The 22,768-nt window shown below is 69.4% G+C and carries 26 protein-coding genes and 3 pseudogenes; 17 read left to right on the top strand and 12 right to left on the bottom strand.

The annotated features are described in order from the left end of the window. Positions 1-32: 32 nt before the first annotated feature. From AC07DI_RS08505 to AC07DI_RS08495, 3 genes are all read right to left on the bottom strand, one after another. Entirely contained in the window at positions 33-1,094 is a 1,062-nt protein-coding gene (locus AC07DI_RS08505; protein WP_478903094.1) for a methyltransferase, read from the bottom strand. Between the two features lie 127 nt (positions 1,095-1,221). Further along, the gene (locus AC07DI_RS08500; protein WP_478903092.1) at positions 1,222-1,575 is read right to left on the bottom strand and encodes a hypothetical protein; all 354 of its coding nucleotides are present in this window, start codon (positions 1,573-1,575) and stop codon (positions 1,222-1,224) included. 241 nt (positions 1,576-1,816) lie between these two features. Beyond that, complete coding sequence (locus tag AC07DI_RS08495; RefSeq protein ID WP_478903090.1) at positions 1,817-2,026, bottom strand: winged helix-turn-helix transcriptional regulator; 210 nt, start codon at positions 2,024-2,026, stop codon at positions 1,817-1,819. A gap of 77 nt (positions 2,027-2,103) precedes the next feature. On the opposite strand from AC07DI_RS08495, the pseudogene AC07DI_RS08490 reads away from it, so the two are divergent. The 3 genes and pseudogenes from AC07DI_RS08490 to AC07DI_RS08480 all read left to right on the top strand — a co-directional run. Continuing rightward, positions 2,104-2,751: pseudogene (locus tag AC07DI_RS08490) on the top strand (enoyl-CoA hydratase/isomerase family protein); the annotation flags it as partial. 105 nt (positions 2,752-2,856) lie between these two features. Continuing rightward, positions 2,857-3,123 carry a hypothetical protein gene (locus AC07DI_RS08485; RefSeq protein WP_478903088.1) on the top strand — a complete coding sequence of 89 codons (267 nt, stop codon included), beginning with the start codon at positions 2,857-2,859 and terminating at the stop codon, positions 3,121-3,123. Between the two features lie 100 nt (positions 3,124-3,223). Then, positions 3,224-3,658 carry a hypothetical protein gene (locus AC07DI_RS08480; RefSeq protein WP_478903086.1) on the top strand — a complete coding sequence of 145 codons (435 nt, stop codon included), beginning with the start codon at positions 3,224-3,226 and terminating at the stop codon, positions 3,656-3,658. A gap of 39 nt (positions 3,659-3,697) precedes the next feature. Here AC07DI_RS08480 and AC07DI_RS08475 read toward each other — a convergent pair whose 3' ends face one another. Together AC07DI_RS08475 and AC07DI_RS08470 are read right to left on the bottom strand one after the other, a co-directional pair. Then, positions 3,698-4,798 (bottom strand): hypothetical protein, encoded by a 1,101-nt coding sequence (locus AC07DI_RS08475; RefSeq protein WP_478903085.1) that lies wholly within the window; start codon positions 4,796-4,798, stop codon positions 3,698-3,700. Between the two features lie 85 nt (positions 4,799-4,883). Beyond that, positions 4,884-5,447, bottom strand: a complete 564-nt coding sequence (locus tag AC07DI_RS08470; protein WP_478903083.1) for a CGNR zinc finger domain-containing protein — start codon at positions 5,445-5,447, stop codon at positions 4,884-4,886. A gap of 110 nt (positions 5,448-5,557) precedes the next feature. On the opposite strand from AC07DI_RS08470, the gene AC07DI_RS08465 reads away from it, so the two are divergent. The 3 genes and pseudogenes from AC07DI_RS08465 to AC07DI_RS08455 all read left to right on the top strand — a co-directional run. Next, entirely contained in the window at positions 5,558-6,730 is a 1,173-nt protein-coding gene (locus tag AC07DI_RS08465) for an epoxide hydrolase family protein (protein WP_478903082.1), read from the top strand. Between the two features lie 133 nt (positions 6,731-6,863). After that, the gene (locus tag AC07DI_RS08460) at positions 6,864-7,292 is read left to right on the top strand and encodes a hypothetical protein (protein ID WP_478903080.1); all 429 of its coding nucleotides are present in this window, start codon (positions 6,864-6,866) and stop codon (positions 7,290-7,292) included. A 70-nt stretch (positions 7,293-7,362) separates the two neighbouring features. Then, positions 7,363-7,617: pseudogene (locus AC07DI_RS08455) on the top strand (GNAT family N-acetyltransferase); the annotation flags it as partial. A gap of 67 nt (positions 7,618-7,684) precedes the next feature. Here the strand turns inward: AC07DI_RS08455 and AC07DI_RS08450 are convergent. Continuing rightward, positions 7,685-8,623, bottom strand: coding sequence for a GlxA family transcriptional regulator (locus AC07DI_RS08450; protein ID WP_384256195.1), 939 nt, complete (start codon positions 8,621-8,623; stop codon positions 7,685-7,687). Positions 8,624-8,828: 205 nt separating this feature from the next. Between AC07DI_RS08450 and AC07DI_RS08445 the strand changes: the two genes are divergently transcribed. The 5 genes and pseudogenes from AC07DI_RS08445 to AC07DI_RS08425 form a co-directional block, all read left to right on the top strand. Next, positions 8,829-9,518 carry a DJ-1/PfpI family protein gene (locus tag AC07DI_RS08445; protein WP_478903079.1) on the top strand — a complete coding sequence of 230 codons (690 nt, stop codon included), beginning with the start codon at positions 8,829-8,831 and terminating at the stop codon, positions 9,516-9,518. A gap of 64 nt (positions 9,519-9,582) precedes the next feature. Next, positions 9,583-9,912 (top strand): hypothetical protein, encoded by a 330-nt coding sequence (locus AC07DI_RS08440; RefSeq protein WP_478903078.1) that lies wholly within the window; start codon positions 9,583-9,585, stop codon positions 9,910-9,912. After that, the gene (locus AC07DI_RS08435; protein WP_478903076.1) at positions 9,909-10,382 is read left to right on the top strand and encodes a hypothetical protein; all 474 of its coding nucleotides are present in this window, start codon (positions 9,909-9,911) and stop codon (positions 10,380-10,382) included. The genes AC07DI_RS08440 and AC07DI_RS08435 overlap by 4 nt, the downstream gene beginning before the upstream one ends. A 2-nt stretch (positions 10,383-10,384) precedes the next feature. Beyond that, positions 10,385-10,681, top strand: a complete 297-nt coding sequence (locus tag AC07DI_RS08430; RefSeq protein WP_478903075.1) for a DUF3817 domain-containing protein — start codon at positions 10,385-10,387, stop codon at positions 10,679-10,681. Continuing rightward, a pseudogene (locus AC07DI_RS08425) lies at positions 10,678-11,085 on the top strand (DUF6010 family protein); the annotation flags it as partial. The gene AC07DI_RS08430 and the pseudogene AC07DI_RS08425, both read left to right, overlap by 4 nt. A gap of 21 nt (positions 11,086-11,106) precedes the next feature. Here the strand turns inward: AC07DI_RS08425 and AC07DI_RS08420 are convergent. Continuing rightward, positions 11,107-11,964 carry an alpha/beta fold hydrolase gene (locus AC07DI_RS08420; protein ID WP_478903073.1) on the bottom strand — a complete coding sequence of 286 codons (858 nt, stop codon included), beginning with the start codon at positions 11,962-11,964 and terminating at the stop codon, positions 11,107-11,109. 100 nt (positions 11,965-12,064) lie between these two features. On the opposite strand from AC07DI_RS08420, the gene AC07DI_RS08415 reads away from it, so the two are divergent. Continuing rightward, complete coding sequence (locus AC07DI_RS08415) at positions 12,065-12,475, top strand: winged helix-turn-helix transcriptional regulator (RefSeq protein WP_478903072.1); 411 nt, start codon at positions 12,065-12,067, stop codon at positions 12,473-12,475. A gap of 72 nt (positions 12,476-12,547) precedes the next feature. Here the strand turns inward: AC07DI_RS08415 and dctA are convergent, their stop codons facing one another. From dctA to AC07DI_RS08400, 3 genes are all read right to left on the bottom strand, one after another. Next, positions 12,548-13,927 carry a C4-dicarboxylate transporter DctA gene (dctA, locus tag AC07DI_RS08410; RefSeq protein WP_478903071.1) on the bottom strand — a complete coding sequence of 460 codons (1,380 nt, stop codon included), beginning with the start codon at positions 13,925-13,927 and terminating at the stop codon, positions 12,548-12,550. 86 nt (positions 13,928-14,013) lie between these two features. Next, positions 14,014-15,072 carry a tartrate dehydrogenase gene (locus AC07DI_RS08405; protein WP_478903070.1) on the bottom strand — a complete coding sequence of 353 codons (1,059 nt, stop codon included), beginning with the start codon at positions 15,070-15,072 and terminating at the stop codon, positions 14,014-14,016. Positions 15,073-15,145: 73 nt separating this feature from the next. Further along, positions 15,146-16,036, bottom strand: a complete 891-nt coding sequence (locus tag AC07DI_RS08400; RefSeq protein WP_478903068.1) for a LysR family transcriptional regulator — start codon at positions 16,034-16,036, stop codon at positions 15,146-15,148. A 339-nt stretch (positions 16,037-16,375) separates the two neighbouring features. Between AC07DI_RS08400 and AC07DI_RS08395 the strand changes: the two genes are divergently transcribed. From AC07DI_RS08395 to AC07DI_RS08385, 3 genes are all read left to right on the top strand, one after another. Further along, positions 16,376-16,861 carry a hypothetical protein gene (locus AC07DI_RS08395; protein WP_384256217.1) on the top strand — a complete coding sequence of 162 codons (486 nt, stop codon included), beginning with the start codon at positions 16,376-16,378 and terminating at the stop codon, positions 16,859-16,861. A 124-nt stretch (positions 16,862-16,985) separates the two neighbouring features. After that, entirely contained in the window at positions 16,986-18,212 is a 1,227-nt protein-coding gene (locus tag AC07DI_RS08390) for a carboxylate-amine ligase (RefSeq protein WP_478903066.1), read from the top strand. A 155-nt stretch (positions 18,213-18,367) separates the two neighbouring features. After that, positions 18,368-19,261, top strand: coding sequence for a phenylalanine 4-monooxygenase (locus AC07DI_RS08385; protein ID WP_478903065.1), 894 nt, complete (start codon positions 18,368-18,370; stop codon positions 19,259-19,261). Here AC07DI_RS08385 and AC07DI_RS08380 read toward each other — a convergent pair. Beyond that, on the bottom strand, positions 19,206-20,573 hold the full coding sequence (locus AC07DI_RS08380; RefSeq protein WP_478903063.1) for an FAD-dependent monooxygenase: 1,368 nt from the start codon (positions 20,571-20,573) through the stop codon (positions 19,206-19,208). The two genes, AC07DI_RS08385 and AC07DI_RS08380, sit on opposite strands and share 56 nt — an antisense overlap. Positions 20,574-20,626: 53 nt before the next feature. Here AC07DI_RS08380 and AC07DI_RS08375 point away from each other — a divergent pair, with 53 nt between their 5' ends. Further along, complete coding sequence (locus AC07DI_RS08375; protein ID WP_478903062.1) at positions 20,627-21,247, top strand: TetR/AcrR family transcriptional regulator C-terminal domain-containing protein; 621 nt, start codon at positions 20,627-20,629, stop codon at positions 21,245-21,247. After that, positions 21,244-21,768: a hypothetical protein gene (locus AC07DI_RS08370; protein ID WP_478903060.1), complete on the top strand. Its 525-nt coding sequence runs from the start codon at positions 21,244-21,246 to the stop codon at positions 21,766-21,768. The genes AC07DI_RS08375 and AC07DI_RS08370 overlap by 4 nt, the downstream gene beginning before the upstream one ends. Here the strand turns inward: AC07DI_RS08370 and AC07DI_RS08365 are convergent. Beyond that, positions 21,740-22,756 carry a helix-turn-helix transcriptional regulator gene (locus AC07DI_RS08365; RefSeq protein ID WP_478903059.1) on the bottom strand — a complete coding sequence of 339 codons (1,017 nt, stop codon included), beginning with the start codon at positions 22,754-22,756 and terminating at the stop codon, positions 21,740-21,742. The genes AC07DI_RS08370 and AC07DI_RS08365 overlap by 29 nt on opposite strands. Positions 22,757-22,768 lie beyond the last annotated feature (12 nt).

Raw genomic sequence — 22,768 nt, 5'->3', positions numbered from 1 at the left:
CCTCCTCGATAGGGGGATGAACGCGGTACGGGTCATCGGGCCGGGTCGGCGGGCCGGGCGATCAGCACCGACTGGGGCGGGGTCGCGGGCATGACGCGTTCCAGCGTGAAGCCCGCGCCGCGCAGCAGTTCGCGCCACTCGTCCTCGCCGCGCTCGCGTCCGTCGTTGTCGGCGAGCATTTCGATGTCGATGAGCTTGGCCCAGTGGAAGCCGTTGCCGGGCGGCACGACGGCCTCGATGACGAAGAGGCGGGCGCCGTCGCCGCCTGCCTCACGGACCTTGCGGAGCACGGTGAGGGCGGTGGCGTCGTCGAAGCAGTGCAGCATGTCCTTGATCAGGTACGCGTCGCCGCCCGCCGGCACGTTCTCCGTCGCGTCGCCCGGCACCAGGCGCACCCGGTCGGCGACGCCGAGCCGGTCGAGCCGTTCGCGGGCGAGGTCGATGACGTGCGGCCGCTCGACCAGGACGCCGGTGACGGCGGGAGTCCTGGCAAGCAGCGTGCCGAGCAACTCGCCGTCCCCGCCGCCGAGATCGACGAGCGTGCCGTACGCGCCGAAGTCGAGGGCGGGCGCGAGTTCGGCGGCGAGTTCCGAGGTGAGCTCGCCCATCGCGGCCTCGTAGACGGACCGGAACGCGACGTTCTTGTCGAGGTGCTCGAAGAGGGGCATGCCGTGAGCGGCCTCGAAAGCGGGCCGCCCGGTGCGCACGGTGTCCATGAGCCGGCCGAAGGAGTCCCACATCGGGCCCTCGGTGAGCATGAGCACCCAGTTGCGGATGGGAGTCGAGGCGTCCTGACGCAGACAGTCGGCCATCGGCGTCAGCCCGAACCGGCCGTCGGCGTGCTCCTCGAAGACACCCACCGAGGCCGTGGCGCGCAGGCATCGGTGCAGGGCTGGGGTGTGCGCGCCGACGGCCGAGGCGATCTCCGCGACGGGCAGCGGGCCGTCGGCGAGGACGTCCGCGACGCCCAGCGAGGTGAGTACGGAAAGGGGCTGGGACACCCATTTCGCCGCGGCGAGGGAGAGCACCCTGGCGTGTGGCGGATCGTAGGGGCCTCCTGGAAGGCCGATCGGAGCGGATGCCTCGGCAGTCACGTAACCCCCCTGTAAACGGCGCCCTGATCGCGTCCCGCAGACCGGCGGAGCGCGTCTCTAACAGTGTTAGGTGCTATCCAGGCTAGCACCGCGACCACGTCGCGGCGAGGTCTTCGAGGGGCCCGAGTCAGGCGTGCGCCTCGCCGTCCGACCCCCCGCCCTGTCGGCGCCGGTGCAGGAGGTAGGCCGAGACGAGATGGACGGCGGCGGACAGGGCCGGGCCGGGGAGTGAAGCGGGGGAGCGGGTTCCGGCATTGATCGCGAGGTCGGCGAGTTGGACGGCCCCGGCCAGCAGGAGCATCGGGTACAGGTCACGCCCGGCGACGGCGAGCCAGGTCACCGCTGCGGCGATCAGCAGGGATCGGACGCCGTACATCGCGGCGAAGTGTCCTGGATCCGCGCTGCCACCGGTACCCGGGAATGCCGAGGGGTCGAGCAGCGCCAGCGCGCCGAACGCCGCCGAGGCGGCCGCCACCAACACGTTCGCGCCCCGGAGAAACGGTTCGCACGGCGTCCGCCTGCTCGGCGCGGCCGGCGAGCTCGCGGAGGCACTCGACGAAGAGTTGACGGCGGCGCTCGACCCGGGGGACCGTGCGGCGCTCTCCCGCATCCTCGAACGCCTGGCGGCCGACACCGGCATCCCGACCGAGTGACGCTTTCGCTTTCCCGCCGTCGACCGTGACGACGTGGCGTGCGACGCAACGTGGCGACGTGACGGGATGTCAGCCGTGCGTACGCCGCTCGTCGTAGTGGGTGCGGGCGGCTTCGACCGCGTCGAGATGGTCGACGACCCACCCCAGCATGGCTTGCAGCGGCGGTTCGAGGCTCCGGCCGAGGCGGGTGATGCGGTACTCGATCGCCTCCGGTTCCGTGGACAGGACCACTCGCTGCACCACGCCGTTGCGCTCCAGCCGCCGCAGGCACGCGGTCAACGACTTCGGCGTGACGGCGGGCAGATGCTGGCGAAGCTCCCGCGACCCTCACGGTCTCCGTCACCGACGGCGTAGCCCACATTGCGATCGACAACCCGCCGCTGAACCTGTTCGACTCCGCCCTTCTGCTCGATCTCGACCGGTTCGCGGAGTCGATGTCCGGCAACGACGACGTCCGGGTGATCGTTTCCGACAGCGCGGACCCGGACTTCTTCGTCGCCCACGGCGACATGACGATGGCCGACGACCCGGCGTCGTTCCGGGAACTCCCCGTCGCGCCCGGTGAAGACCTGTCGCTGAACCCGAGGATGCGGCTGCACGAGCGCATTCGGTCGCTGCCGCAGGTCACCATCGGCAAGCTGCGTGGTCTGGCACGTGGGGGCGGTGCGGAACTGCTGTCCGCGATGGACATGCGTTTCGCGTCGCTCGAACACGCCGGTCTGGGACAGATTGAGTGCGGAATGGGGATCATCCCTGGCGCGGGCGGCACCGCATACCTGCCCCGTCTCGTCGGCCGCGCGCGCGCCATGGAGATCATTCTCGGCCGGCAGTTGATCGATGCCGCGACCGCGGAACGGATCGGATGGGTCAACCGAGCCGTGCCGAGCGCCGAGCTGGACCACGTCGTCGACACCCTGGCCGCCCGCATAGCCGCCCTGGCCGCAGGCGCTCAGACCCGCGAGGGAGAACGCCGCCTCGGAACCCTCGTCGAGCAGCTCACCTGAGGCAAGCCGACCGGAACCTTTGCGGAGCGAACTCCGTCCTCATCTCTAAACGATCAACACACTGCGACCGGCGAAGGCAAGGAGGAGGGAACAGGTGAGGAGCAGGTGAGGGATGGCGAGGCGGACGGCGGAGAGCGGCAGGGCGACGAGGACCCGCGCACCGGCGATGAGCCCTGGTGGGCCGGTCTCGGCTGGCCGGGAGGCGTGTTCTTCGTCGTGGTCGGCGTGGCGCTGCTGCTGTGGTTGCTGCTGAGCGGGCAGACGGACGACGACGACTGGTCCGCCTATTACGGAGCCGGCAAGGTGCTGGCCATCGGATGCGTGGTCGCGGGCACGACGCTTGTGGCCCGAGGCCGCGGACGTAACGGCTAGCGCCCTTCTGACGGATCTCCGTGGGAGAAGGAGCGGCGTTCGGTGAGCGGGCGTTCGCCCCTCCGCACTGGTGCCGCAGCCCCGAGTAACGTCAGGACGCATGGTGTCCCTCTTCGCGTCGTTCGGCCCGCTCGCGATCACACTCCTCCTCTTCGCCATCGGCACGATCCCGTACGCGTTGTGGGTGACCCGGAGGAAGCCCTCGCGGCCTGCCCGCTGGGCCGTGATCGGCGGCGCAGCGGCGATCGCCGCCTATGGGGCCGGAACCGTCTACGGGCTCGCCTTCACGAACCCGCTCGACGTATGCGGGGATGAGACCGGCGACGGCGTGTACAGGGACGTCGGGCGGGACTATGGCCTGACATCGGTGAGCGTGGACGGCTTTCCCCCGTCCGTCACCTGCCACTGGACCAGCGGCCACGCCACCGAAGCGGTGTGGTTCTGGAGTACGCCCCTGTTGTACGCGGGACTGGCTTGCTCCGCCGTCTGCTTGGTCGTCCTCATTCAGCGAACACGAAGAGCACGAAGAGGCTGAGCGCCCGGCGGCCGGGTGACCGTCAACGGGGAACTCCCGCTAGGACCGCGTGGCCCTCGCGCACCCGTCCTTGGAGAAGCCGCCCCGTCCGACCGGCGCGGTGCGGTCGTACGGGTCGACTTCCGTGCCGGACCCGTCCGCCGGGCGGTCCGTGCCGAAGGGCGGGGTGAAGTAGCCCGTGGGGGCACCGCAACCGCCGTTGGTCATGTCGTACTTGTACGAGGCGATCGAGAACGTGCCCGGCTCAGTGATCACCTTGTCGGGGTCGTCCCAGTTCAGGACCAGCTCGCGCCGGACGATCGTGCGTACGATCTCGTCGCCGCCGCCCGCGTCCGCGCGGGCGACCGGGTAGACGAACGTGACGTCGGCGGTCACCTGGAGCGCGCCGCGCTCGCCCTCCCGGTAGGTGAGCCGGCCCCGGGTCTTGACGATGTCGCCGACGATGCGGGTGCGGGAGGGCCGGAAACGGCTGAAGAGGAGGAGGGGGTCGTTCTTCTCGCTCGGGTTCCGGAAAGAGGTTCGCAGGAATTCCTGGACGTCCTTCTGGTGCGGGCTGATCAGTGCGATCGCCTTCTCGGGGCGTTCCCCCCGCAGCACCTCGCGGTCCAGTCCGGACGCGACGAGGAAATCCCTGGTACGGGCGAGGGCCTGATCCACCTCGGCCGCGCTCATCCAGCCGACCGCCCTTGCCTTCGGCACGGAGATGCCCTCCGCTCCGTTCGCCCAGCTCTCCGCCGGTGAGCCGCGGAAAGGCCCGTGCTCGGTGGGCTGTTGGGCCGCCCGCGCCCGGGGCGCCTGCGTGGGGCGGGCGGCCTCGGCCGCCATCGGCGACGAGTCGGCGTCGTCGCCGACGAACAGGTCCGCCATGCGCCCCGGCGCGAGCGCCACCGCCAGGAGCATCAGTGAAGCCAACGACCCGGCCACGTACCAGCCCGTGCGTCGCTTCGGCCGTGCGGGCGTGTGACTGCGCCAGTCCTCCGGGTCGCGGCCGTGCCCCGCGGCCAACCGGTTCGCCACGTCGCGAGCGCGCGCCGACGGCTCCTTGGGCGCATCGGCGGCACCCGCCACCGACTCGCGCAGAAACCGCTCCCACTCCTCGTCGGACCTGGACGACCCGTCTGACGCCGTTCCCGAACCCATCCCCAACCCCCTGGCAATCGCTAGTCAGTCGCCCTCTCGCCTGGGACGCGTCCGCATAATGACACAAATCTATTGATCTTTGGATCTACGCGTTCTTGCGCTGGTTGGCGTGGAAGCGCGCCTTCTTCTGGCGATTCCCGCACGTGTTCATGTCGCACCATTTGCGGGTGCGACTCCGACTGGTGTCGAAGAAGGCGGCTTGGCAGGTCGGCGATGCGCACAAGGCCAGTTTTCCGTCTCGTTCGCCCGCGATGATGCTGACCGCGTCGGCGGCGATCACGCCGAGGGCATCTTCGACGCAGGAAGCCGAGCCGAGCCGCCATCGCCGCTTGCCCTCGGGCGTCAGGACCGCCGCGGCCCGACCCTGAACGCTGAAGTCATTGATGACTTGGACGGCAGGCGCGGGGAGAGCGTCCTGGACCGCGGCCGCCGTCGCGGCGGCGTGAATCGACTCCCTCAGTTCCCGGGCGCGGTCGAGCTGGACAGCGGTGCAGGAGTCCACGGCGAGGCCGTTCACCGCCAGCCAGTCGACGAGCCGCTGCGGCGTGGGAATGCGCTCGACAGCGTCGCCATGACGCTCCGTCAGGGTGCCGGTGAAGCTGGTGGCCAGCACCGTACCGAGGCGGAAGTCCGGGAAGTCAGTGCGCATGGAACCACCTTAGCCGGTTGCGCGCGGTCATGAAGGCGCGGTAGAACCGTCATAACCGGTTCGCGATGAGTCGCGGCCGGTCCCGCGTTGGCCAGGAGGCAGGAGGTCTCATGACCCGTACAACCAGCGACGTGCAAGCATTCGAAGCCCACGCGACCGATGCCGAGCTCGACGATCTGCGGGCGCGTCTCGCCGCGGCGCGGCTGCCCGAGGCCGAGACGGTCCATCGCGCCGAGCCCGGCTCCCGCCGATGGGCACAGGGGGTTCCGCTCGCCGACCTCGTCGACGTGGTGAACTACTGGCGCACCGGGTACGACTGGCGGTCGTTCGAGGAGCGCCTCAACCGGATCGGCCAGTTCCGCACGACCATCGACGATCTGGGAATCCACTTCCTGCACCGCCGATCCGCGCGCGCGGACGCCACTCCTCTGATCCTGACGCACGGCTGGCCGGACAGCATCGCCCGGTTCGTCGACGTAGTGGAGGAGCTGGCCGACCCGAAGGACGCGGCCGCCCCGGCGTTCCACGTCGTGGTCCCGTCGTTGCCGGGCTTCGGCTACAGCGACAAGCCGGCCGCCACCGGATGGGGAACCGAGAAGATCGCGGCGGCATGGGTGGAGCTGATGGGGAGGCTCGGCTACAGCAAGTTCGCAGCCCATGGCGGCGACTGGGGAGGCGTTGTCACGACGATCCTCGGCGGCAGGTTCCCGGCGCACGTCCTCGGCATCCACACCACGTTCGCGGAGGCGCCGCCCGGCCTGCCGACGGACACGCTGACGGCGGTCGAACGCCAATGGGCCGAGGAAGCCCGCGATTTCTGGCGCCACCGTGCGGCGTACGCGAAGCAGCAGGCGACCCGGCCGCAGACCATCGGCTACTCGCTCGTCGACTCACCGGTCGGGCTGCTCGCCTGGATCCTCGACAAGTTCGCCGAGTGGTCGGACACCGAAGACAGCCCGTTCGAGACCATTTCCCGGGACCGAATTCTCGACGACGTCACCCTGTACTGGCTGACGCGGACCGGCGCGTCGTCGGCCCGCATCTACTACGAGAGCCACAACTCCCTCGACCCCGAACTGCGGGTCGACGTCCCCTCGGCGCTCACGATGTATCCCCGCGACGTGGAGAAGAGCCCGCGCCCCTGGGCACAGCGGCGGTACCGGCAGATCGTCCGATGGAGGGAGCCCGGAACCGGGGGCCACTTCCCGTCGCTGGAGGTACCCGAGTTCTTCGTCAAGGACCTGCAAGAGGGCCTCGCGGCAGTGCTGTCCGCCCATCGGTGAAGGAAACGAGCCATTCCCTGACCGGAAACTGGTCTGCTGGGAACCACGTCGGGGTGCACGGTGACTGAAACCGTCAGTGAGTCATCGCATGACACCCGGGGGAGACGGTATGAATCGGCGACACTCCGCAGGCGTGGCCCTGGCCGTGATGCTCTTGTCCGCGTGCAGCCCTGAGGGAAGCTCCGGAAGCGCTGCTGACGGCAAGGACGGAGCTCGCAGCGTCGTCGATTCCTACGTCGCAGCCTTGAACGGCCGGGACACGGGCCGGTTGATCGAAGTGGGTGGCGTCCCTGACGATCACCGCGCCTGGCGTGAAGCCCATCGAATCCTCACGGCCAAGGGCGGTCGTGGACTCTCGGTCGCGGCAGTCCGGATCGACTTGGACATGGGGCCGGACGTCGGATCGGCCAAGGTGGCGATGAGGGATCGGTCCGGCAAGAAGATGAACGACTCATTCAGCGTGGTGCGGGAGGGCGGCAGGTGGCACCTCGTCGTCTTCACCGACCGGCCTACGCCCGCTGACAAGCCGAGCTCGTCGACGGAGCGGCCCGGCGGCTCATGAGGCGTCTGTACGCCCCGGCACAGTCACCGACCGAGCCGCCGGTGACCGCGCCCCGAGTCCAGCGCCTACGACCCTCCATCACGTCCAAACCCGTACTTCGTTCCGGGGGCTGGGCGTCGGACGTGCCCTGATGGAGGAGGTGTCCAGGCTCGCCAGGGACGAGATGGGCCTGGAACAACTCCACCTCGCCGCGCGTGGCGGTGTGGGCCTGGAGGAGTTCTACGGGCGGCTCGGCTGGAAGGAGATCGGCCGATGGCCCGGCGCGCTCCGGCTCGGTGCAGGCGACGACCGCGATGAGATCCTGATGTTCCTTTCCCTGCTCTGAGCGACCTCGCCTTCGGAAATCACCTGCGGGAGTGCACAGGTGAACTCGTCGAGTTCGAGTCAGTGGTTCAGCTGAACGTGCGTCGGTAGGTCCGCGGGCTGACGCCGGTGGTGCGTTTGAAGCGGTCGCGGAAGGCGGTCGGTGAGCCGAAGCCGACCTGGCTGCCGATGCGTTCGACGGAGTGCTCCGTGGTTTCGAGGAGGTGCTGTGCCTGGCGGATGCGGGCACGGTGGAGCCATTGGAGCGGGGTGGTGCCGGTCTGGTCGCTGAAGCGCCGTATCAGGGTTCGGGTGCTGGTCCCTGCCTGCTCGGCGATGTCCGCGAGGGTGAGGTCGCGGGCCAGGTTCTCCCGTAGCCAGTTGAGCAGCGTGTCCAGTTCGGAGCCGTGCGGCGTGGGAGCGTGGTCGTAGACGATGAACTGCGCCTGCCCGCCCTCCCGTTCCAGGGGCATCACCGACAGGCGGGCGGCGTCGGCGGCGACGGCCGAGCCGTAGTCGCGGCGGATCATGTGCAGGCACAGGTCCAGGCCCGCCGCCGCGCCGGCCGAGGTGAGGAACTGGCCGTTGTCGACGTAGAGGACGTCCGGGTCGACGTCGATGTCCGGGTAGGTGGCGGCCAGCAGCCCGGCCGCATACCAGTGGGTCGTGACGCGCAGCCCGTCGAGCAGCCCGGTGGCGGCAAGGGGGAAGGTGCCCGCGCAGATGGAGGCGATGCGCGTGCCGTCGGCGGCGGCCGACCGCAGCGCGTCCCGTACGGCGGTGGGGAGCGGGGCAGTGGCATCGGCCACGCCCGGCACGATGATCGTGTCCGCGTCCTTGAGGCCCTCCAGACCCCAGGGAGCGCGCAGGGTGAAGGCTCCGGCATCGATCTCGTCGCGCTCGGCGCACACCCGGACCTGATAGCCGGGCCGCCCGTCGGGCAGGCGGGTCCGGGAGAAGACCTCGATCGGGGTGGACAGGTCGAACGGGATCACCTGATCCAGCGCGAGAACGGCAACGGTGTGCATGGCCAGAACCTACCTCTCCGCAGACTCGGAGACTCCGGTCAAGGTGCTCGGGCGACTCCCCATCACCTACATCACCGCAGCTCGTGCCCCTCCGACACCCCTTGGCACTATCCCGTTGAAACCTGTCACTAGTGCCACTGGGCGATGACGGTGACAGCCGGTTGACTTCGGAGCATCCGATGGAGATCAACCCGAAGGAACCTCCATGCACATCCAAGTCGTCCTGTTCGATGGCTTCGACCCGCTCGACGTCATCGCCCCCTACGAGGTGCTGTACGCCGGCGGCTCGGCGTCGGACGGCGCGGTGACCGTCGAGCTGGTCTCCGCGGAGGGCCCTCGTGAGGTGATCAGCGGCACCGGCGGACTGACACTGCGCGCCACCGGCGCTCTCGACCCGGAGCGCGCGGACATGCTGGTGGTTCCCGGCGCCTCCGGCCGCGTAGGCGAACCCGGTGAGGCGCCGGAAGAAGAGACGGGCCCCCGCGAGTGGAAGCAGGACGAGTCCATCCCGGTGCTCCTGGGCCGCACGCTGACCACCGGGCTCCCCGCACTCCTCAAGCAGGCCATGGACGACCCGGGCACCACGGTCACCACTGTCTGCGGCGGCTCACTCATCCTCGCCATGGCAGGCCTGCTGGAGGGACGTCACGCCACCACCCACCACCTGGGCCTCGACATGCTGGACGCCACCGGCGCCCACGCGGTCCGCGCCCGCATCGTGGACGACGGAGACCTGATCACCGCCGCCGGCGTCACCTCCGGGCTCGATCTGGCCCTGTACCTACTGGAACGCGAGGTGGGCCCCCGCGTCGCACATGCCGTCGAGGAACTCTTCGCCCACGAGCGGCGCGGCACCGTGTGGCGCCCCCAGGGCCCGACGCCCACCACCCTCTGAACAACCGGCCCTCCGCGGCCCAGCCGCTCACCACCCTCCTTGCACAGTCAGGAAGAACAGCAGCATGTCGGTCGAAGGCACCTGGAACCTGTCCATCCCCACCCCCATCGGCAAGATCAAGGCCGTGGTCGAACTCCGTGAGCAGGACGGCATCCTGACCGGCACCGCCCACGGAGCCGGCGAGGACGTACCACTCAGCGACATCACCCTCGACGGCGACCGGCTCACCTGGAAGCAGGCCATCACCAAGCCCATGCGGCTGAACCTGGCCTTCGACGTGGCAGTCGACGGCGACACCCTCCAGGGCACCTCCAAGGCGGGCCGCCTTCCGTCCACGAAGGTCACCGGCGAGCGCCGCACCGCCTCGGAGCACGCCCCGGAGCGCCGGGCGTGACCAAGCTCCTTCTGTCCCTGCACGTCCTGGCCGCCATCATCGCCGTCGGCCCGGTCACCGTAGCCGCGAGCATGTTCCCCGCGACGCTGCGCCGTGCCATCGGCGACGACGGTGACAGCGACGCCCGAACGACCCTGCGCACCCTGCACCGCATCTGCCGTGTCTACGCGGGCGTCGGCATCGCCGTCCCGCTCTTCGGCTTCGCCACAGCCAGCAGCCTCGGCGTCCTCGGCGACACCTGGCTGATCACCTCGATCCTGCTGACCGCGACGGCCGCCGGAGTCCTGGCCCTCCTGATCCTGCCCGCCCAGGACCGCGCCCTGGCCGGGACGACGAGTCCTGCCGCGCCGCCGTCGGCACCCCCTCTCGCACCGGGGCGCCTTGCGATGCTCACCGGCACCTTCAACCTGCTCTGGGCCACGGTCACCGTACTGATGATCATCCGCCCCGGCTCCACCACAGGGGTGTGACCATGCACCTGCGACCTCCGCGCCACTTGCGCATCGCCGCTCATGCCGAGCTGATCTCACTGCTCGTCATGCTGGCCAACCTGTTCACCGTCCACCTCAAACCCGTCTCATCCCTGATGGGTCCCACCCACGGCTGCGCCTACCTGTTCGTCGTGATCGCGACCTGGCGGCTGGAAGAAGCGACGACCGCCGCCAAGACCCTCGCCGTCGTCCCGGGAGCCGGCGGACTGCTCGCACTGCGGCGACTCGGCCAGGCCTGTCAGGACCCGGCCCGACAGAAGGAGTTCAGCCAGTCATGATCTACGTATCGCCGATCATCGTGGGCATCGTCTACTGCCTGGTGATGTCTCTGATCAGGGAGCCGCACCGGCGCCGCTTCAACGCGGTCATGGTGGCGGGGGCGGGCGCCGCCTATCTGAGCGGGGGCGGCTTCGGCCCGTGGGAGTTGCCGGTCGTCGCGCTCACCGCGTACATCGCCTACCGGGGACTGGAATCCTGGACCTTCATCGGCATCGGCTGGCTGCTGCACACCGCGTGGGACGTGGCCCACTGGCTCAAGGGCAACCCGATCCTGCCCTTCGGACACAACACGTCCATGGCCTGCGCCATTTGCGACCCGGTCATCGCCCTGTGGTGCTTCCGCGGAGGACCTCCGCTGATCACACTCATCCGCCAATGGGCCAGGACCGGCCGGACAACGGATCGTCCTTCGGCCGACTTCCCGTCACTTCGGCAGATCGGGGGAGAGGAAAGGAGCAAGGAGTGCGCACAACGCGTCGGGGCGGTCGAGGGGGATGATGTGGCCACAGTCCTGGAGACGGTGACCGACCAGGTTGTCGGCGATGGGGCGGAGTTGGCGTTCGAGCCCCGTGCCGACGGGGTGTGAGCCGACCGCCATGGTGGGCATGGTCAGCCGAGCCGTCGCGACGGCGTCCTGAACCTGCTGTGCGCTGGTGGGCAGGGCCCTGTAGTAGGAGAACGCGCAGCGCAGGGCCTCACTCCCGGTATACGCGTCGACGAAGGCCGCACGGATGTCCTCAGGTACTCCTCGCCCGAGCGTCCCCGAGCCGAGGAACCAGTCGATGTACGGGGCCTCGTTGCCGGCCAGGACGGTCTCGGCGAGGCCGGGGACGGCGTGGAAGCCGAACCACCATGGGGCTCCGACCGCGATGACGTGCTCTGCTCCGGGCAGGCGGCCGAGCAGCGCCTCCATCACGACCAGGCGTCGGACGAGGGCCGGTCGCCGCAGCGCGAGCAGGACGGCGGGGGCGGCACCCGCGTCGATGCCGACCACCGCGGCCGAGGGCTCGCCGAGTGCGTCGAGCAGCCCTTCGGCGTCGTCGGCGAGAGAGCCGGCGTCGTACCCCTCGATCGCACGTTCACTGGCTCCGAAGCCTCGAAGGTCCGGGGCGATGACCCGGTACTGCCCCGCGAGTCGGCCCATGACGCCGCTCCAGAGTCGCCAGGTGTGCGGAAAGCCGTGCAGCAGGAGAACCGCAGGTCCCTCCCCGGCGATCGCGACATTGAGCTGGACGCCGTTTGTCGTGATGCGGCGCAAATGGTGCACGGTGGTGACGGGCATGCCGACCCCTTCAAGTGGTTACCATTGGTGACCACTGAACGATAGGTAACCGGCCGATCGCTTCCTAGACGGCACTTTCAGGGAAGGTGGTGAGCCGCAGGTGACCACCCCAGGAGCGCGGGCCGCCGACCGCGGCGTACGCGGCGATCTGTTCGATCCCCACTGCCCGACACGGCAGTTGCTGGACCGCATCGGAACGAAGTGGACGTCCATGGCCGTCAAGGCGCTCGCCGATGCCGCACCGGGCGAAGTGCGCTTCGCGGAGCTGAGACGCCGGATGCCCGGCGTCTCACAGAAGATGCTGTCCGTGACACTGCGCAGTCTGACCCGCGACGGGCTGGTGTCGCGCCGGGTCGAGCCGACCGTTCCGCCGCGAGTCTTCTACCGGCTCACCGGACTCGGGCTGTCGCTGGAAGCCGCGCTTGCGGGGCTGCGGATCTGGGCGGAGGAGCACATGGCTGAGATCGACCGCGCCAACGAAGCCGCCGACCGGGAGGACGGTAGGAGATAGGCAGGACGGTGGGGGGTAAGCAGGGCGGTTGCGGGCTCCATTACCACCGGCACGGCGGCTCCATGCGCGCCCTCACGCCTTGCTGGGCAGGTCGGCCGGGAGCACGGGCGTCTGGGCGGGCGCGGGTTCGGGTTCAAGTTCGGTGCGTTGTGGTTTGCCGGTGTGGAGGACCTTGTTGACCTGCGCCGTGTCGAGGGCGTTCTCCCAGCGGGCGACGACGAGGGTGGCCACGCTGTTGCCGGCGAGGTTGGTCAGGGCCCGGCATTCGGACATGAACTTGTCGATGCCGAAGATGAGCATGATGCCGGCGGCCGGGACCGTGCCGACGGTGGAGAGGGTGGCGGCCAGGGCGATGAAGCCGGCGCCGGTGATGCCGCCGGATCCCTTGGAGGTGAGGATCATGACGGCGAGCAGGCCGAGTTGCTGGCCGATGCTCAGGGGGGTGTCGGTGGCCTGGGCGATGTAGACGGCGGCGAGCGAGAGATAGATGGAGCTGCCGTCGAGGTTGAAGGAGTAGCCGGTGGGGACGGTGAGTCCGACGATGTCCCGCCGGATGCCGAGGCCTTCGAGTTTCATCATCAGGCGCGGCAGGGCGCTCTCGGACGAGGAGGTGCCCAGAACGAGGAGGAACTCCTCGCTGAGGTAGCGCAGCAGCCGGAAGATGTTGATGCGGAGGAGGGCCGTGACGGCGCCGAGGACGACGATGACGAAGAACGCGGAGGTGCCGTAGAAGAGGCCGATGAGCCGGCCGAGGCTGGTGAGGGTGGAGATGCCGTACTCGCCGATGGTGTACGACATGGCTCCGAAGGCGCCCACCGGGGCGGCCAGCATGACGTAGTGCAGGATCTTGAAGACGACCGTGCCGAGGCGCTGGATGCCGTCCACGAGGGGTTCGCCGACGGGGCCGACGGCTTTGAGGGCGATGCCGAACAGCACGGAGAAGAAGATGACTTGGAGGATGTTGCCCTCGGCGAAGGCCCCGACCGCACTGGTCGGTACGAGGTCGGTCAGGAAGTGCCACCAGGACTGGTTCTCGCCGTCCTTGACGTACTGGCCCGCGTCGCCCGTCAGGTGGAGGTCGCCGGGGTGGGCGTGCACACCGGCACCCGGCTGGAAGACGTTGACGGCGACGAGGCCGACGAACAGGGCGACCAGGGTGCCGGCCTGGAAGTAGAGCAGGGATTTCAGCCCGACGCGGCCGACGCGGCCGAGGCTGTCGACGCTCCCGATTCCCGCGACGATGGTGAGGAAGACGATCGGCGTGATCAGCATCTTGATCGCGGCGACGAAGGTGGTGCCGACGGGCTCCATGGCGGTCCCCACGGAGGGCCACAGCCAGCCGGTGAGGACGCCGGTGACGATGGCGGTCAGGACCCAGAAGTACAACTGCCGGTACCAGCGCTTCTTGGTCGTGTCGGCGGTGGGCGGTGCGGGCGTTGCGGGTGCTGCCATGGCGTTTCTCCTCGTTGAGGAAAGCGGTCCGGGCGTGGTGGGCGGTCCGTACGCGGGGGCCGCCGGTGGAGCTGAAGGCCCGCGGGTTACAGCAGGTCGAGGAGCTTGTCGGTGAACTCCGCGGTGGTGGCGGTGCCTCCGAGGTCGCGCGTACGCAGATCGGTCTTGGCCAGCACCGCGGCGATGGCGTCGGTGATGTCGCGGGCGGCTCGCGGGTGGCCGAGGTGGTCGAGCATCAGGGCTGCCGACCAGATCGCCCCCAGCGGGTTGGCGATCCCCTGGCCCGCGATGTCCGGGGCGGAGCCGTGGACGGGTTCGAACATGGAGGGGAATTCCCGCTCCGGGTTGAGGTTGGCGGCCGGAGCGATGCCGATGGATCCTGCGACCGCGGCGGCGAGGTCGCTGAGGATGTCGCCGAACAGGTTGGATCCGACGACGACGTCGAAACGGGCCGGTTCCAGGACGAACTTGGCGGCGAGGGCGTCGATGTGCTCCTGGTCCCAGGCCACATCCGGGTGGTGTGCGGCTCGTTCGGCGACGAGCTGGTCCCAGAACGGCATGGTGTGGACGATGCCGTTGGACTTGGTGGCCGAGGTCAGGCGTCCGTCGCGGCGGGCGGCGAGGTCGAAGGCGTAGTCCAGGACGCGGGTGACGCCGGTGCGGGTGAACACGGATTCCTGGACGGCCATCTCGTCCTCGAAGCCCTGGTTGAGGCGGCCGCCGACCTCGCTGTACTCGCCCTCGACGTTCTCGCGGACCACGACGAATTCGACCTTGCCCGCCGCCGCGCCGCGCACCGGGCTGTCGATGCCTTCGAAGACGCGGATGGGCCGCAGATTGACGTACTGGCGGAAGCTGCGGCGGATCGGGATCAGCAGCCTCCACAGGGAGACGTGGTCGGGCACGCCGGGGCAGCCCACCGCGCCGAGCAGGATGGCGTCCTTGTCGCGGAGTTGGTCGATGCCGTCCGCGGGCATCATCGCGCCCTCGCGCAGGTAGCGCTCGCACGACCAGTCGTCGTAGTCCGTGTAGCTGAGGGTGAAGCCATGCCGGCGGCCCAGAACGTCGAGCACCTGCCGCGCGGGCGGCAGGACTTCGGTGCCGATGCCGTCGCCGGGGATGAGGGCGATGCGGTGGTTCGTCATGCCGTTGATTGCAGCAACGTGCCTGGTCCGGCGTCCAAGACGCAGTTCGTATCTCACTTATAGGCAGGGCTTATCAGGTGTCATCGGCTGGGTGGGTACGGGCGATGTCCAGGAACGCGACGGCAGCGGGAGAGAGAAGACCACGGCGGCTGACGAGTCCGATCTGCAGGGCGGTCGCCGGTTCGATGTCCAGGACGCTCGCCCCCGCCTGCCGGGCCAGCTCCCGCCAGGACTCGGTGACCACGGCGAGCCCGACGCCGGCCAGTACCAACGGCAGCAGCGCCACCCGGTGCTCGATCTCCGCGGCGACGCTGAACTCGATGCCCTGCTTGCGCAGTGAGTCGACGTAATCGCGCATGCCCGTACCCGGCTGACCCACGATCAACCGGCGCCCCGCCAGCTCCTCGCTCGCCACCCTGCGCCGTCCGGCGAGCGGGTCGCCCGCCGGAACGAGAAGCACGAAGCGCTGCTGTCCGAGGGAGAGCGCGGTGACCTCCTTCTCCGGCAGCGGACCGGCCGAGGCGAGCAACCCCAGCTCCACCGTCCCGGTGCGTACGGCTTCGATCACATCGCGGGTCGTGAAGGCCGCCTTCAGCGCCACCACGACGCCGGGGTGACGGCTGCTGAAAGCACGGATCAGCGTGGTGAGCGGCTCGACCGCCTGTGAGGGCATCGAAGCCACGTCCAGCCGCCCCGTACGCAGTTCGTGTACGGAGGCGACGCTGGCCCGCGCGGTTTCCAGGCTGCGCACGGCCTCGCGCGCCGGTTCGATCAGCGCCCGGCCCGCTTCCGTGAGGACCGCCCGCCGCCCGATCCGATGGAAGAGCTCGGAGCCCAGGTCGCGCTCCAGCGCGCGAACCGCCTGCGACAGCGAGGGCTGCGACACGTACAGGGTGGTGGCCGCGCGGTTGAAGCCGCCGGAGTCGACGATCGCCAGGAAGTACTCGAGCTGGCGGATGTCCATGATGTCTCCCGGGCGGGCTGGTACAGCAGCCCCTCGCTGCTCAGGCGCCGAGTGGCCTCCCGCGGCGGGTGATGCTCATGATCAGCGACTCGGACAGCGGCAGCACAAGACTACGGGGCCGCCACGCAGGCATTCCCGACCGGCAGGCCTGGAAGGGCATGCACCGCACAGACTGAGGTGATGGACGGGCACAGGCCGAGGTGATGATCGGCACGATGACGCGCTGGACGCTTAACCCGGGCGTTTGAACTAATGGGCCATTTGGACGGGCCCTTGATCGCACGTCATCTCCGCGTGGCATGGACAGCAGGAGCAAGCTCCATGTCACGGAGGTTTTCCATGTTGCGATCTGCGAGGCTCAGTGCCGGGCGGTCCCTCGCCCTGGGCGCGGCAGCGGCTTTCATCGCCACGGCGTGCCTGCCCGTTGCCGGCGCGACGGCAGTTGAGCCCAAGGCTTCCCTCACCATCAAGTCCGGCACGATGAAGCAGAAGACCCGGGCTGTAACGGTCAACATGACGGCGACCTGCCACGGTGGCGGAAAGGCCGCTGTGAGCTATGCCTACGCGAAAGTGCAGGGCCGCTCGTACCAGTACGAGCGGGAGATCGTCGACTGGCTCCCGGCAGCCAATTCGACGGAGCTCATTCCCAAGTTCGGGGATGTGACCGTGGCGTGTGACGGGAAGCCGCACGACCTGAAGGTGAAGTTGAAGGGTAAGTCGGGTGCTTGGCCGGCCGCTGGCACAGGAACAGTGTGGGCAGGGCTGAGCAAGTCCGACAAGAAGATCGCCGAAACAAGCGCCAAGGTGCCCTTCAGTTTCGGGTAGACCGGCGCTCTCAGGGCGCTTGCCCCCAGCATCATCGTTGCTGGGCCGCCATGGTGGCAGGCTTCGGCTGATCACCGAAGGCCTTCGCGTTGCGGCCTCGGGGGGTGGCAGGAACGGTTGTTTCATGACGGTTCCCGATGACCTGCCCCCTATGGGGGTGGAAGAGGAATACTTCCTGACCTCGGTTGGAAGCCGTGCTGTCGTCGATGGCGCCTCGGCCATTCTCCCGGGCGCCACGGCGCTGTTGGGTGACCGCTTCTCCGGCGAGCTCATGGAGTGCCAGGTCGAGGCGAAGACGCCGCCGTGCTCCACCCTGGAGCAGGTACATGGCCATCTGACCGCGATGCGGGCCGCGGTCACGAAGGCGGCCGGCGCGCAGGGGCTGCGGATCCACGCCTCGGGCACCCCCGTGCTGGGGTTGCGGGACTCCGCCAGGCTGCGGGACGACCCGCGCTACCTCGCAGCTCACGCCACGTTCCGGGCCAGGACGGAGGGAGCCGTCATCTCGGCGACGCATGTTCATGTGCAGGTGCCCGGGCGCGAGGAGGCGGTGCTGGTCGGCAACCATCTGCGTCCCTGGCTTCCGGCTCTCGTCGCGCTGTCGGCCAACTCCCCGTTCTGGGCGGAGCGTGACACCGGTTACGCCAGTTGGCGGACCATGGCGGCACACGCGCTGCCCGTGTTCGGGCCGCCGCCGTACTTCGCGTCTCTGGACCATTACGAGCAGGTCACCTCTCGGCTCCGGGAGGCCGAGGCAGTGGTCGACGAGGGCATGCTCTTCTGGGACGTACGGCCGTGCACGCATCTGCCGACCGTGGAGATCCGCGTGATGGACGCGGTGGCCGACGCCGAGGCGGTCGCCGCGCTCGCGGCCCTCATCAGGGCCACAGTCGTGACCGCTCTGACGCGGGTGAACCGGGGCGACCCCGGGCCCGTCCTCGAGGAACCGGCACTGAGTACCGCGTACTGGCGTGCTGCGCGCGACGGGTTGCTGGGCTTCGGCGTGGACGTGCGCCACGGACGGCTGCTGCGGGCACCGGAACTCGTCGCACAGCTGGTGCGGTATGCCCGGCCGACGCTGGCGGAGTACGGCGAGCTAGGACCGGTCTGCCGGGTGCTGCGGCGTTGGTGCCGACTGGGCGGCGGCGCGGCTGTTCAGCGGGCGGCCTTCGGCCGGCGGGGGCACTTGCGGGACGTGGTCGATGATCTGACGTCGGCCACCGCAGGCGTGTTGACGGACTTCGGCGCGGCGGACTCCGGTGCGTGCCGGGGTGGCGGCCAGGAGACCGACCGTGTCGCTCCGGCAGCCGTCTCCGTCGACGACATCACCGGTGAGACCGTCTCCGGCTGACGGGACAGCCAGGGGGGGCAGGGGGCAGGCGGTGACGTCGGCGGTCACCCGTACGGCCTACGCAACACGCGAAGCGCGAGCAGGGCAGCAAGGCTGAAAGCCTCGCTCCAGCGGGCGGCGAACCGCCTGTGTGGCCTGCAAGGGAGGGGCTCGCGATGCAGCAGATATCCGGCTACCCGGACATCGGGATGGTCGACGGCAAGGTCTTCGTGGACTTTCCTCCCGACCACCCGGGGCACCGGGATCCCAGCTATCACGAGCGCCGCGTCGCGATCGCCGAGGCGGCCTTCCACACCGATTCCGCCTCCCGTGCTCCGGACATCCCGTACACCGACGAGGAACACGAGGTGTGGCGCACGATCACCGCGGCACTGGCGGGCCTGCACGCCAAACACGCGTGTTCGCAGTTCCTGGAGGGCGCCGACCGCCTGGCGCTGCCCGCCGACCGACTGCCGCAGCTCGCCGAGGTCTCGGACACCATCGAGCGGCTCACCGGATCACGGTTCAGTCCGGCCCCCGGCATGCTTGAGCCGCGCGACTTCTACAGCTCCCTGGCCGAGCGCCGCTTCCAGGCCACGCAGTACATCCGGCACCCCTCGATGCCGCACTTCTCGCCCGAACCCGACATGATCCACGAGATCGTCGGGCACGGCACCGCCCTGGCACACGACCGCTGGGCCGACCTCTACGAGCTGTTCGGTCACACCATTCGCCGCCTGACCGGCCGCGAGGCCGTCGGCGCCGTGTCGAACGTCTTCTGGTTCACCATGGAAGCCGGGCTCGTCAAGGAAGGCGGCGACATCAAGGCCTGCGGAGCCAGCCTCCTGTCCTCACCCGGAGAACTGCAGAACATGTCCCGGACCGACATCCGCCCCCTCGATACGACGCTCATGGAGAGCCAGCCCTACCACGTCACGGGATTCCAGCCCCTGCTCTTCTGCGCCGAATCCTTCGATCACCTCGTGGAACACCTTGGGACGTACTTGACTACCTTCACGGACAGCGACTCCATTCGAGATGGCCGTCCGGGCGGATCAGCGCGGTACTGACCGCGGCCCAGTCCGCTCGGTCCTCCTTCTCGGCCAGCTCCGTCCTGACCCGGACCGTGTCGGCCGGCACGGCATGGGGCACGGCGTCGCCGGTGAAGTCCAGGAGGACGTGTCGCCCCGGCCGGAGCAGTTCGAACAGGCGGCTGTCGTCGGTGAACCGCAGATCGGGCGCGCGCCGTCCGGTGCCGTAGTCCACATCGAGGCCGGACAGCCGCTCGGCCAGGTGCCGGGACAGTTCCGGCACGGTGGCGATCAGACCGCTCAGCACGCCGCGCAGGGCCTGGCCGTCCGCCGAATACGCCATCATCAGCGCCGTCTGGGCCTGGGTGTGCACGACCAGGTCGGCGCCCACCGGGCGACGCTCCGCCTCGTAGGTGTCCAGCAGGGCGCTGTCTGCTCGGCCGGTGGCGACCGCGGCCAGCTTCCACCCGAGGTTCATGGCGTCCTGCACACCCACGTTGAGCCCCACACCGCCGGCCGGGAAGTGCATGTGTGCCGCGTCTCCGGCCAGCAGTACCCGGCCGCGGCGGTAGACCGACGCCTGCCTGGACGCGTTGCCGAACCGGGACAGCCACACCGGATCGCGCATCCCGAAGTCCGACCCGGTGATGTTCACGACCTTCGCGCGCAACTCCGGCAGCGTCAGCTCTCCGGGCCGCCCGGTCCGGAGGCTGTCGGGGTCGCCACCGACGATGCGGTGGACGCCTCCGGGCAGCGGTACGACCATGAGACCGCCTTGCGGGCTCGTGACGTTGGCGAACCCGCCGCTCGGCGGCTCGTCCAGGACCACGTCGCCGAGCCAGCCCCACGCAGTCGCGTCCGTGCCCGGAAAATCGATGCCGGCTTCCTGCCGGACGGTGCTGCCCGCGCCGTCGCAGCCGACCACGTACCGCGCGCGCACCACCTCCCCGCCCTCGACGACCACTCCCTCCTCGTGCAGCGCGGTGACGCGGTGACCTCGCCGGACGGTGGCTCCCAATGACCTGGCCCGAGCCTCGAACAGTTCCTCGGTACGGGTCTGCGGCAGCGCCAGGGTGAAGGGGAACGGCGTGTCGAGGGCCTTGAAGTCCATGCGGTCGTCGAGGCCGCCGAAGTGGCCGTCGGGAATCGGCACGCCTTCGGCCAGGAACGGCTCGGCGACCCCGCGGCTGTCCAGTATCTCGATGGTGCGGGGGTGCAGCGTCAGGGCCTTCGAGTGCGGGTCCGGAGCCGGGCGGGGCTCGATCACCGTGACCGATGCCCCGCCGAGCCGCAGCTCCGCGGCCAGCCAGAGCCCGACGGGTCCGGCGCCCACCACTACAACGTCATCCACTACTGACCTCCTCTTGGTCAGTGACCAATGTTGGTGCAAGGTATACTTGGTCGGTGAACAAGAGTCAACAAGGGGTCGTCGGGACCGCCATGGAGGTCCTCGACGCAGAAGGCCTGGAGGCCGTCTCGCTGCGGGCGATCGCCGCGCGGCGGGGGGTCCGGATGAACACCGTCGTATGGCACGTGAAGTCCAAGAGCCGGCTTCTCGAGCTGATGGCCGACGCCATCGTCGCCGAGGTGCGGCTGGACGACCTGCCCGCCCGCTGGGACGAGAGGGCCGGTGAACTCCTCGGCCGCTACCGCAGTGCGCTGCTCGCCCACCGCGACGGCGCGGCCGTCGTCGCCGGCACGTACGCGCCGGAGCCTGCCACCCTCGCCCTTGCCGAGACGCTGCTCGCCGCCCTGCTGGACGGCGGCTACCGCGAGCGCGAGGCCGTGTGGACGTGCTGGAACGCGCTCTACTTCACCCTCGGTCTGTGCCGGGAGGAACAGGCGCTGCCCAGTGCCGAGCCGGACCGGCTCACCGAAGCCGTCGCCACGGGTGCCTACCCGGCCCTCACCCGCACCCTGCCCCACCTAGTGGAGGCCTCCTTCGATGACAGATTCGCCTACGGCCTGCGACGCCTCCTCGCCGAGCCTCCCGCACCCGCCGCCCGATCCGTGCTTGAACCATGAGCGAACCACTGCCCGCCCTCGTCCACCTGGACAGCCCTTTCATCAATTTCAGGGACTTCGACTTCGGCGAGGGCTCGCACGGTTACCGCTGGGTCGCTGCCAAGCGTTTCCAGTTGTCGTCCGAGAGGCTGGACGACCGAGACGTGCTGGCTGCCTTGATAGCGCATCCGCAATTTCGGGACACGTACGACGGAGCCGGCGTTCAAGACTGGCCACGGCATGGCCGGTGGTGGCTCGACCGCATCGCCCCTGACGCCTACGAGTCCGTCGATGCCGCGATGGCGGTCGCTGTCATCCACTCCTGGGCCAACCAGCACGGAGACATCCCGGAATCACTCGCATCGCGCCTGCAGCAGGAGATCTACAACCCGATCCGTGAGGCAACCAGCAGATACCTGCTGGGACGGCTCTCCGAGGACGCCTTCCACGACTACGGCCCGATCCACATCGACTACCACGAACTCGTCCTCATCGACCGCCCGGCAGCGACACTCAACCTCCTCGTCGCAGCTGACGACTGACGCTCCGAGCACAGCCGCCGGGCGACCCGGACCGACCGTTCGCGTTGTCCTCGAAGAGTTCCTGGGCACGGCGCAGCAGGGCCTGTCGTACGGCCTCCGGTGACAGGACTCGCAGGGGTGTGGCCAGGCCGAGGAGATACCTGGCGAGCCCCTCCGCGTCGGGACCGCCGATGTCGACGATCGTGGCGTCGGGCCCGTCGGGACGGTGGGAACCGACTGTCGACGGGATCAGCCGCAGCGCTTGGTCCATGGACACCGGGAGGTGGATCGTCGCAGTGAGCGGGTAGGGGCCGGTCGCGACGGAGCGGGAGACGAGCAACGCGGGGTCGGGTGGGTCGATGAGTTCCACCGGGTGCCCGGTTGTCTGCAGTCGGTCGACCCTGTCCGCCCGGAAGGTACGCCATTGGCCGAGCGCCACGTCCCGAGCGACGAAGTACCACCGGCGGCCTGTGTGGACGAGGCGGTACGGGTCGATGTCCCGGACCGTGGCCTTTCCTTCCCAGTCGTGGTACGACAGGCGGGCGCGCTCGCCCCGGCGGCACGCGGCGGCCAGCTCCAGCAGCATGCCGGACGTGATCTGCGGCTCGTCGGGTCTGGGAGTGTGCAAGACGGCGGCATCTATCTCACCCAGCCGGTCCGCGATCCGCCGCGGCAGGACCTGCCGCAGTTTCAGCAGCGCCGACAGCGCGGCCTGGTCGCCGCCCAGAGCGCCGCTCAGCGCCGCCTCGCGCAACCCGACAGCCACGGCGAGTGCTTCTTCGTCATCGAGGATCAGCGGCGGGACCCGAGTCCCGGCGCGCAGGCGATATCCGCCCCATGGACCGGGATCGGACTCGATGGCGTAGCCGAGTTCACGGAGCTTGGCGATGTCCCGCCGCACCGTGCGTTCCGTGACCGCCATCCGGGCGGCCAGCTCACCGCAGGTCCACGACGGACGGGCGGCCAACAAGGAGACCAGTCGCAGCAGGCGGGCGGATGCGCTGATCACATGCTGAAGTGT

This window comes from Streptomyces sp. NPDC044106 (assembly GCF_056433985.1).
Note: the sequence above shows the minus strand (reverse complement) of the source record. Positions and strands in the feature narration are given on the sequence as shown.

What these genes read in the sequence shown, in the direction of transcription:
- AC07DI_RS08480 (WP_478903086.1), top strand. Translation starts at nt 3,224, where the DNA reads ATGGTGTCCCTCTTCGCGTCGTTCGGCCCGCTCGCGATCACACTCCTC.
- AC07DI_RS08475 (WP_478903085.1), bottom strand. Translation starts at nt 4,798, where the DNA reads ATGGGTTCGGGAACGGCGTCAGACGGGTCGTCCAGGTCCGACGAGGAG.
- AC07DI_RS08470 (WP_478903083.1), bottom strand. Translation starts at nt 5,447, where the DNA reads ATGCGCACTGACTTCCCGGACTTCCGCCTCGGTACGGTGCTGGCCACC.
- AC07DI_RS08465 (WP_478903082.1), top strand. Translation starts at nt 5,558, where the DNA reads ATGACCCGTACAACCAGCGACGTGCAAGCATTCGAAGCCCACGCGACC.
- AC07DI_RS08450 (WP_384256195.1), bottom strand. Translation starts at nt 8,623, where the DNA reads ATGCACACCGTTGCCGTTCTCGCGCTGGATCAGGTGATCCCGTTCGAC.
- AC07DI_RS08445 (WP_478903079.1), top strand. Translation starts at nt 8,829, where the DNA reads ATGCACATCCAAGTCGTCCTGTTCGATGGCTTCGACCCGCTCGACGTC.
- AC07DI_RS08440 (WP_478903078.1), top strand. Translation starts at nt 9,583, where the DNA reads ATGTCGGTCGAAGGCACCTGGAACCTGTCCATCCCCACCCCCATCGGC.
- AC07DI_RS08430 (WP_478903075.1), top strand. Translation starts at nt 10,385, where the DNA reads ATGCACCTGCGACCTCCGCGCCACTTGCGCATCGCCGCTCATGCCGAG.
- AC07DI_RS08420 (WP_478903073.1), bottom strand. Translation starts at nt 11,964, where the DNA reads ATGCCCGTCACCACCGTGCACCATTTGCGCCGCATCACGACAAACGGC.
- dctA (WP_478903071.1), bottom strand. Translation starts at nt 13,927, where the DNA reads ATGGCAGCACCCGCAACGCCCGCACCGCCCACCGCCGACACGACCAAG.
- AC07DI_RS08405 (WP_478903070.1), bottom strand. Translation starts at nt 15,072, where the DNA reads ATGACGAACCACCGCATCGCCCTCATCCCCGGCGACGGCATCGGCACC.
- AC07DI_RS08400 (WP_478903068.1), bottom strand. Translation starts at nt 16,036, where the DNA reads ATGGACATCCGCCAGCTCGAGTACTTCCTGGCGATCGTCGACTCCGGC.
- AC07DI_RS08395 (WP_384256217.1), top strand. Translation starts at nt 16,376, where the DNA reads ATGTTGCGATCTGCGAGGCTCAGTGCCGGGCGGTCCCTCGCCCTGGGC.
- AC07DI_RS08390 (WP_478903066.1), top strand. Translation starts at nt 16,986, where the DNA reads ATGACGGTTCCCGATGACCTGCCCCCTATGGGGGTGGAAGAGGAATAC.
- AC07DI_RS08385 (WP_478903065.1), top strand. Translation starts at nt 18,368, where the DNA reads ATGCAGCAGATATCCGGCTACCCGGACATCGGGATGGTCGACGGCAAG.
- AC07DI_RS08370 (WP_478903060.1), top strand. Translation starts at nt 21,244, where the DNA reads ATGAGCGAACCACTGCCCGCCCTCGTCCACCTGGACAGCCCTTTCATC.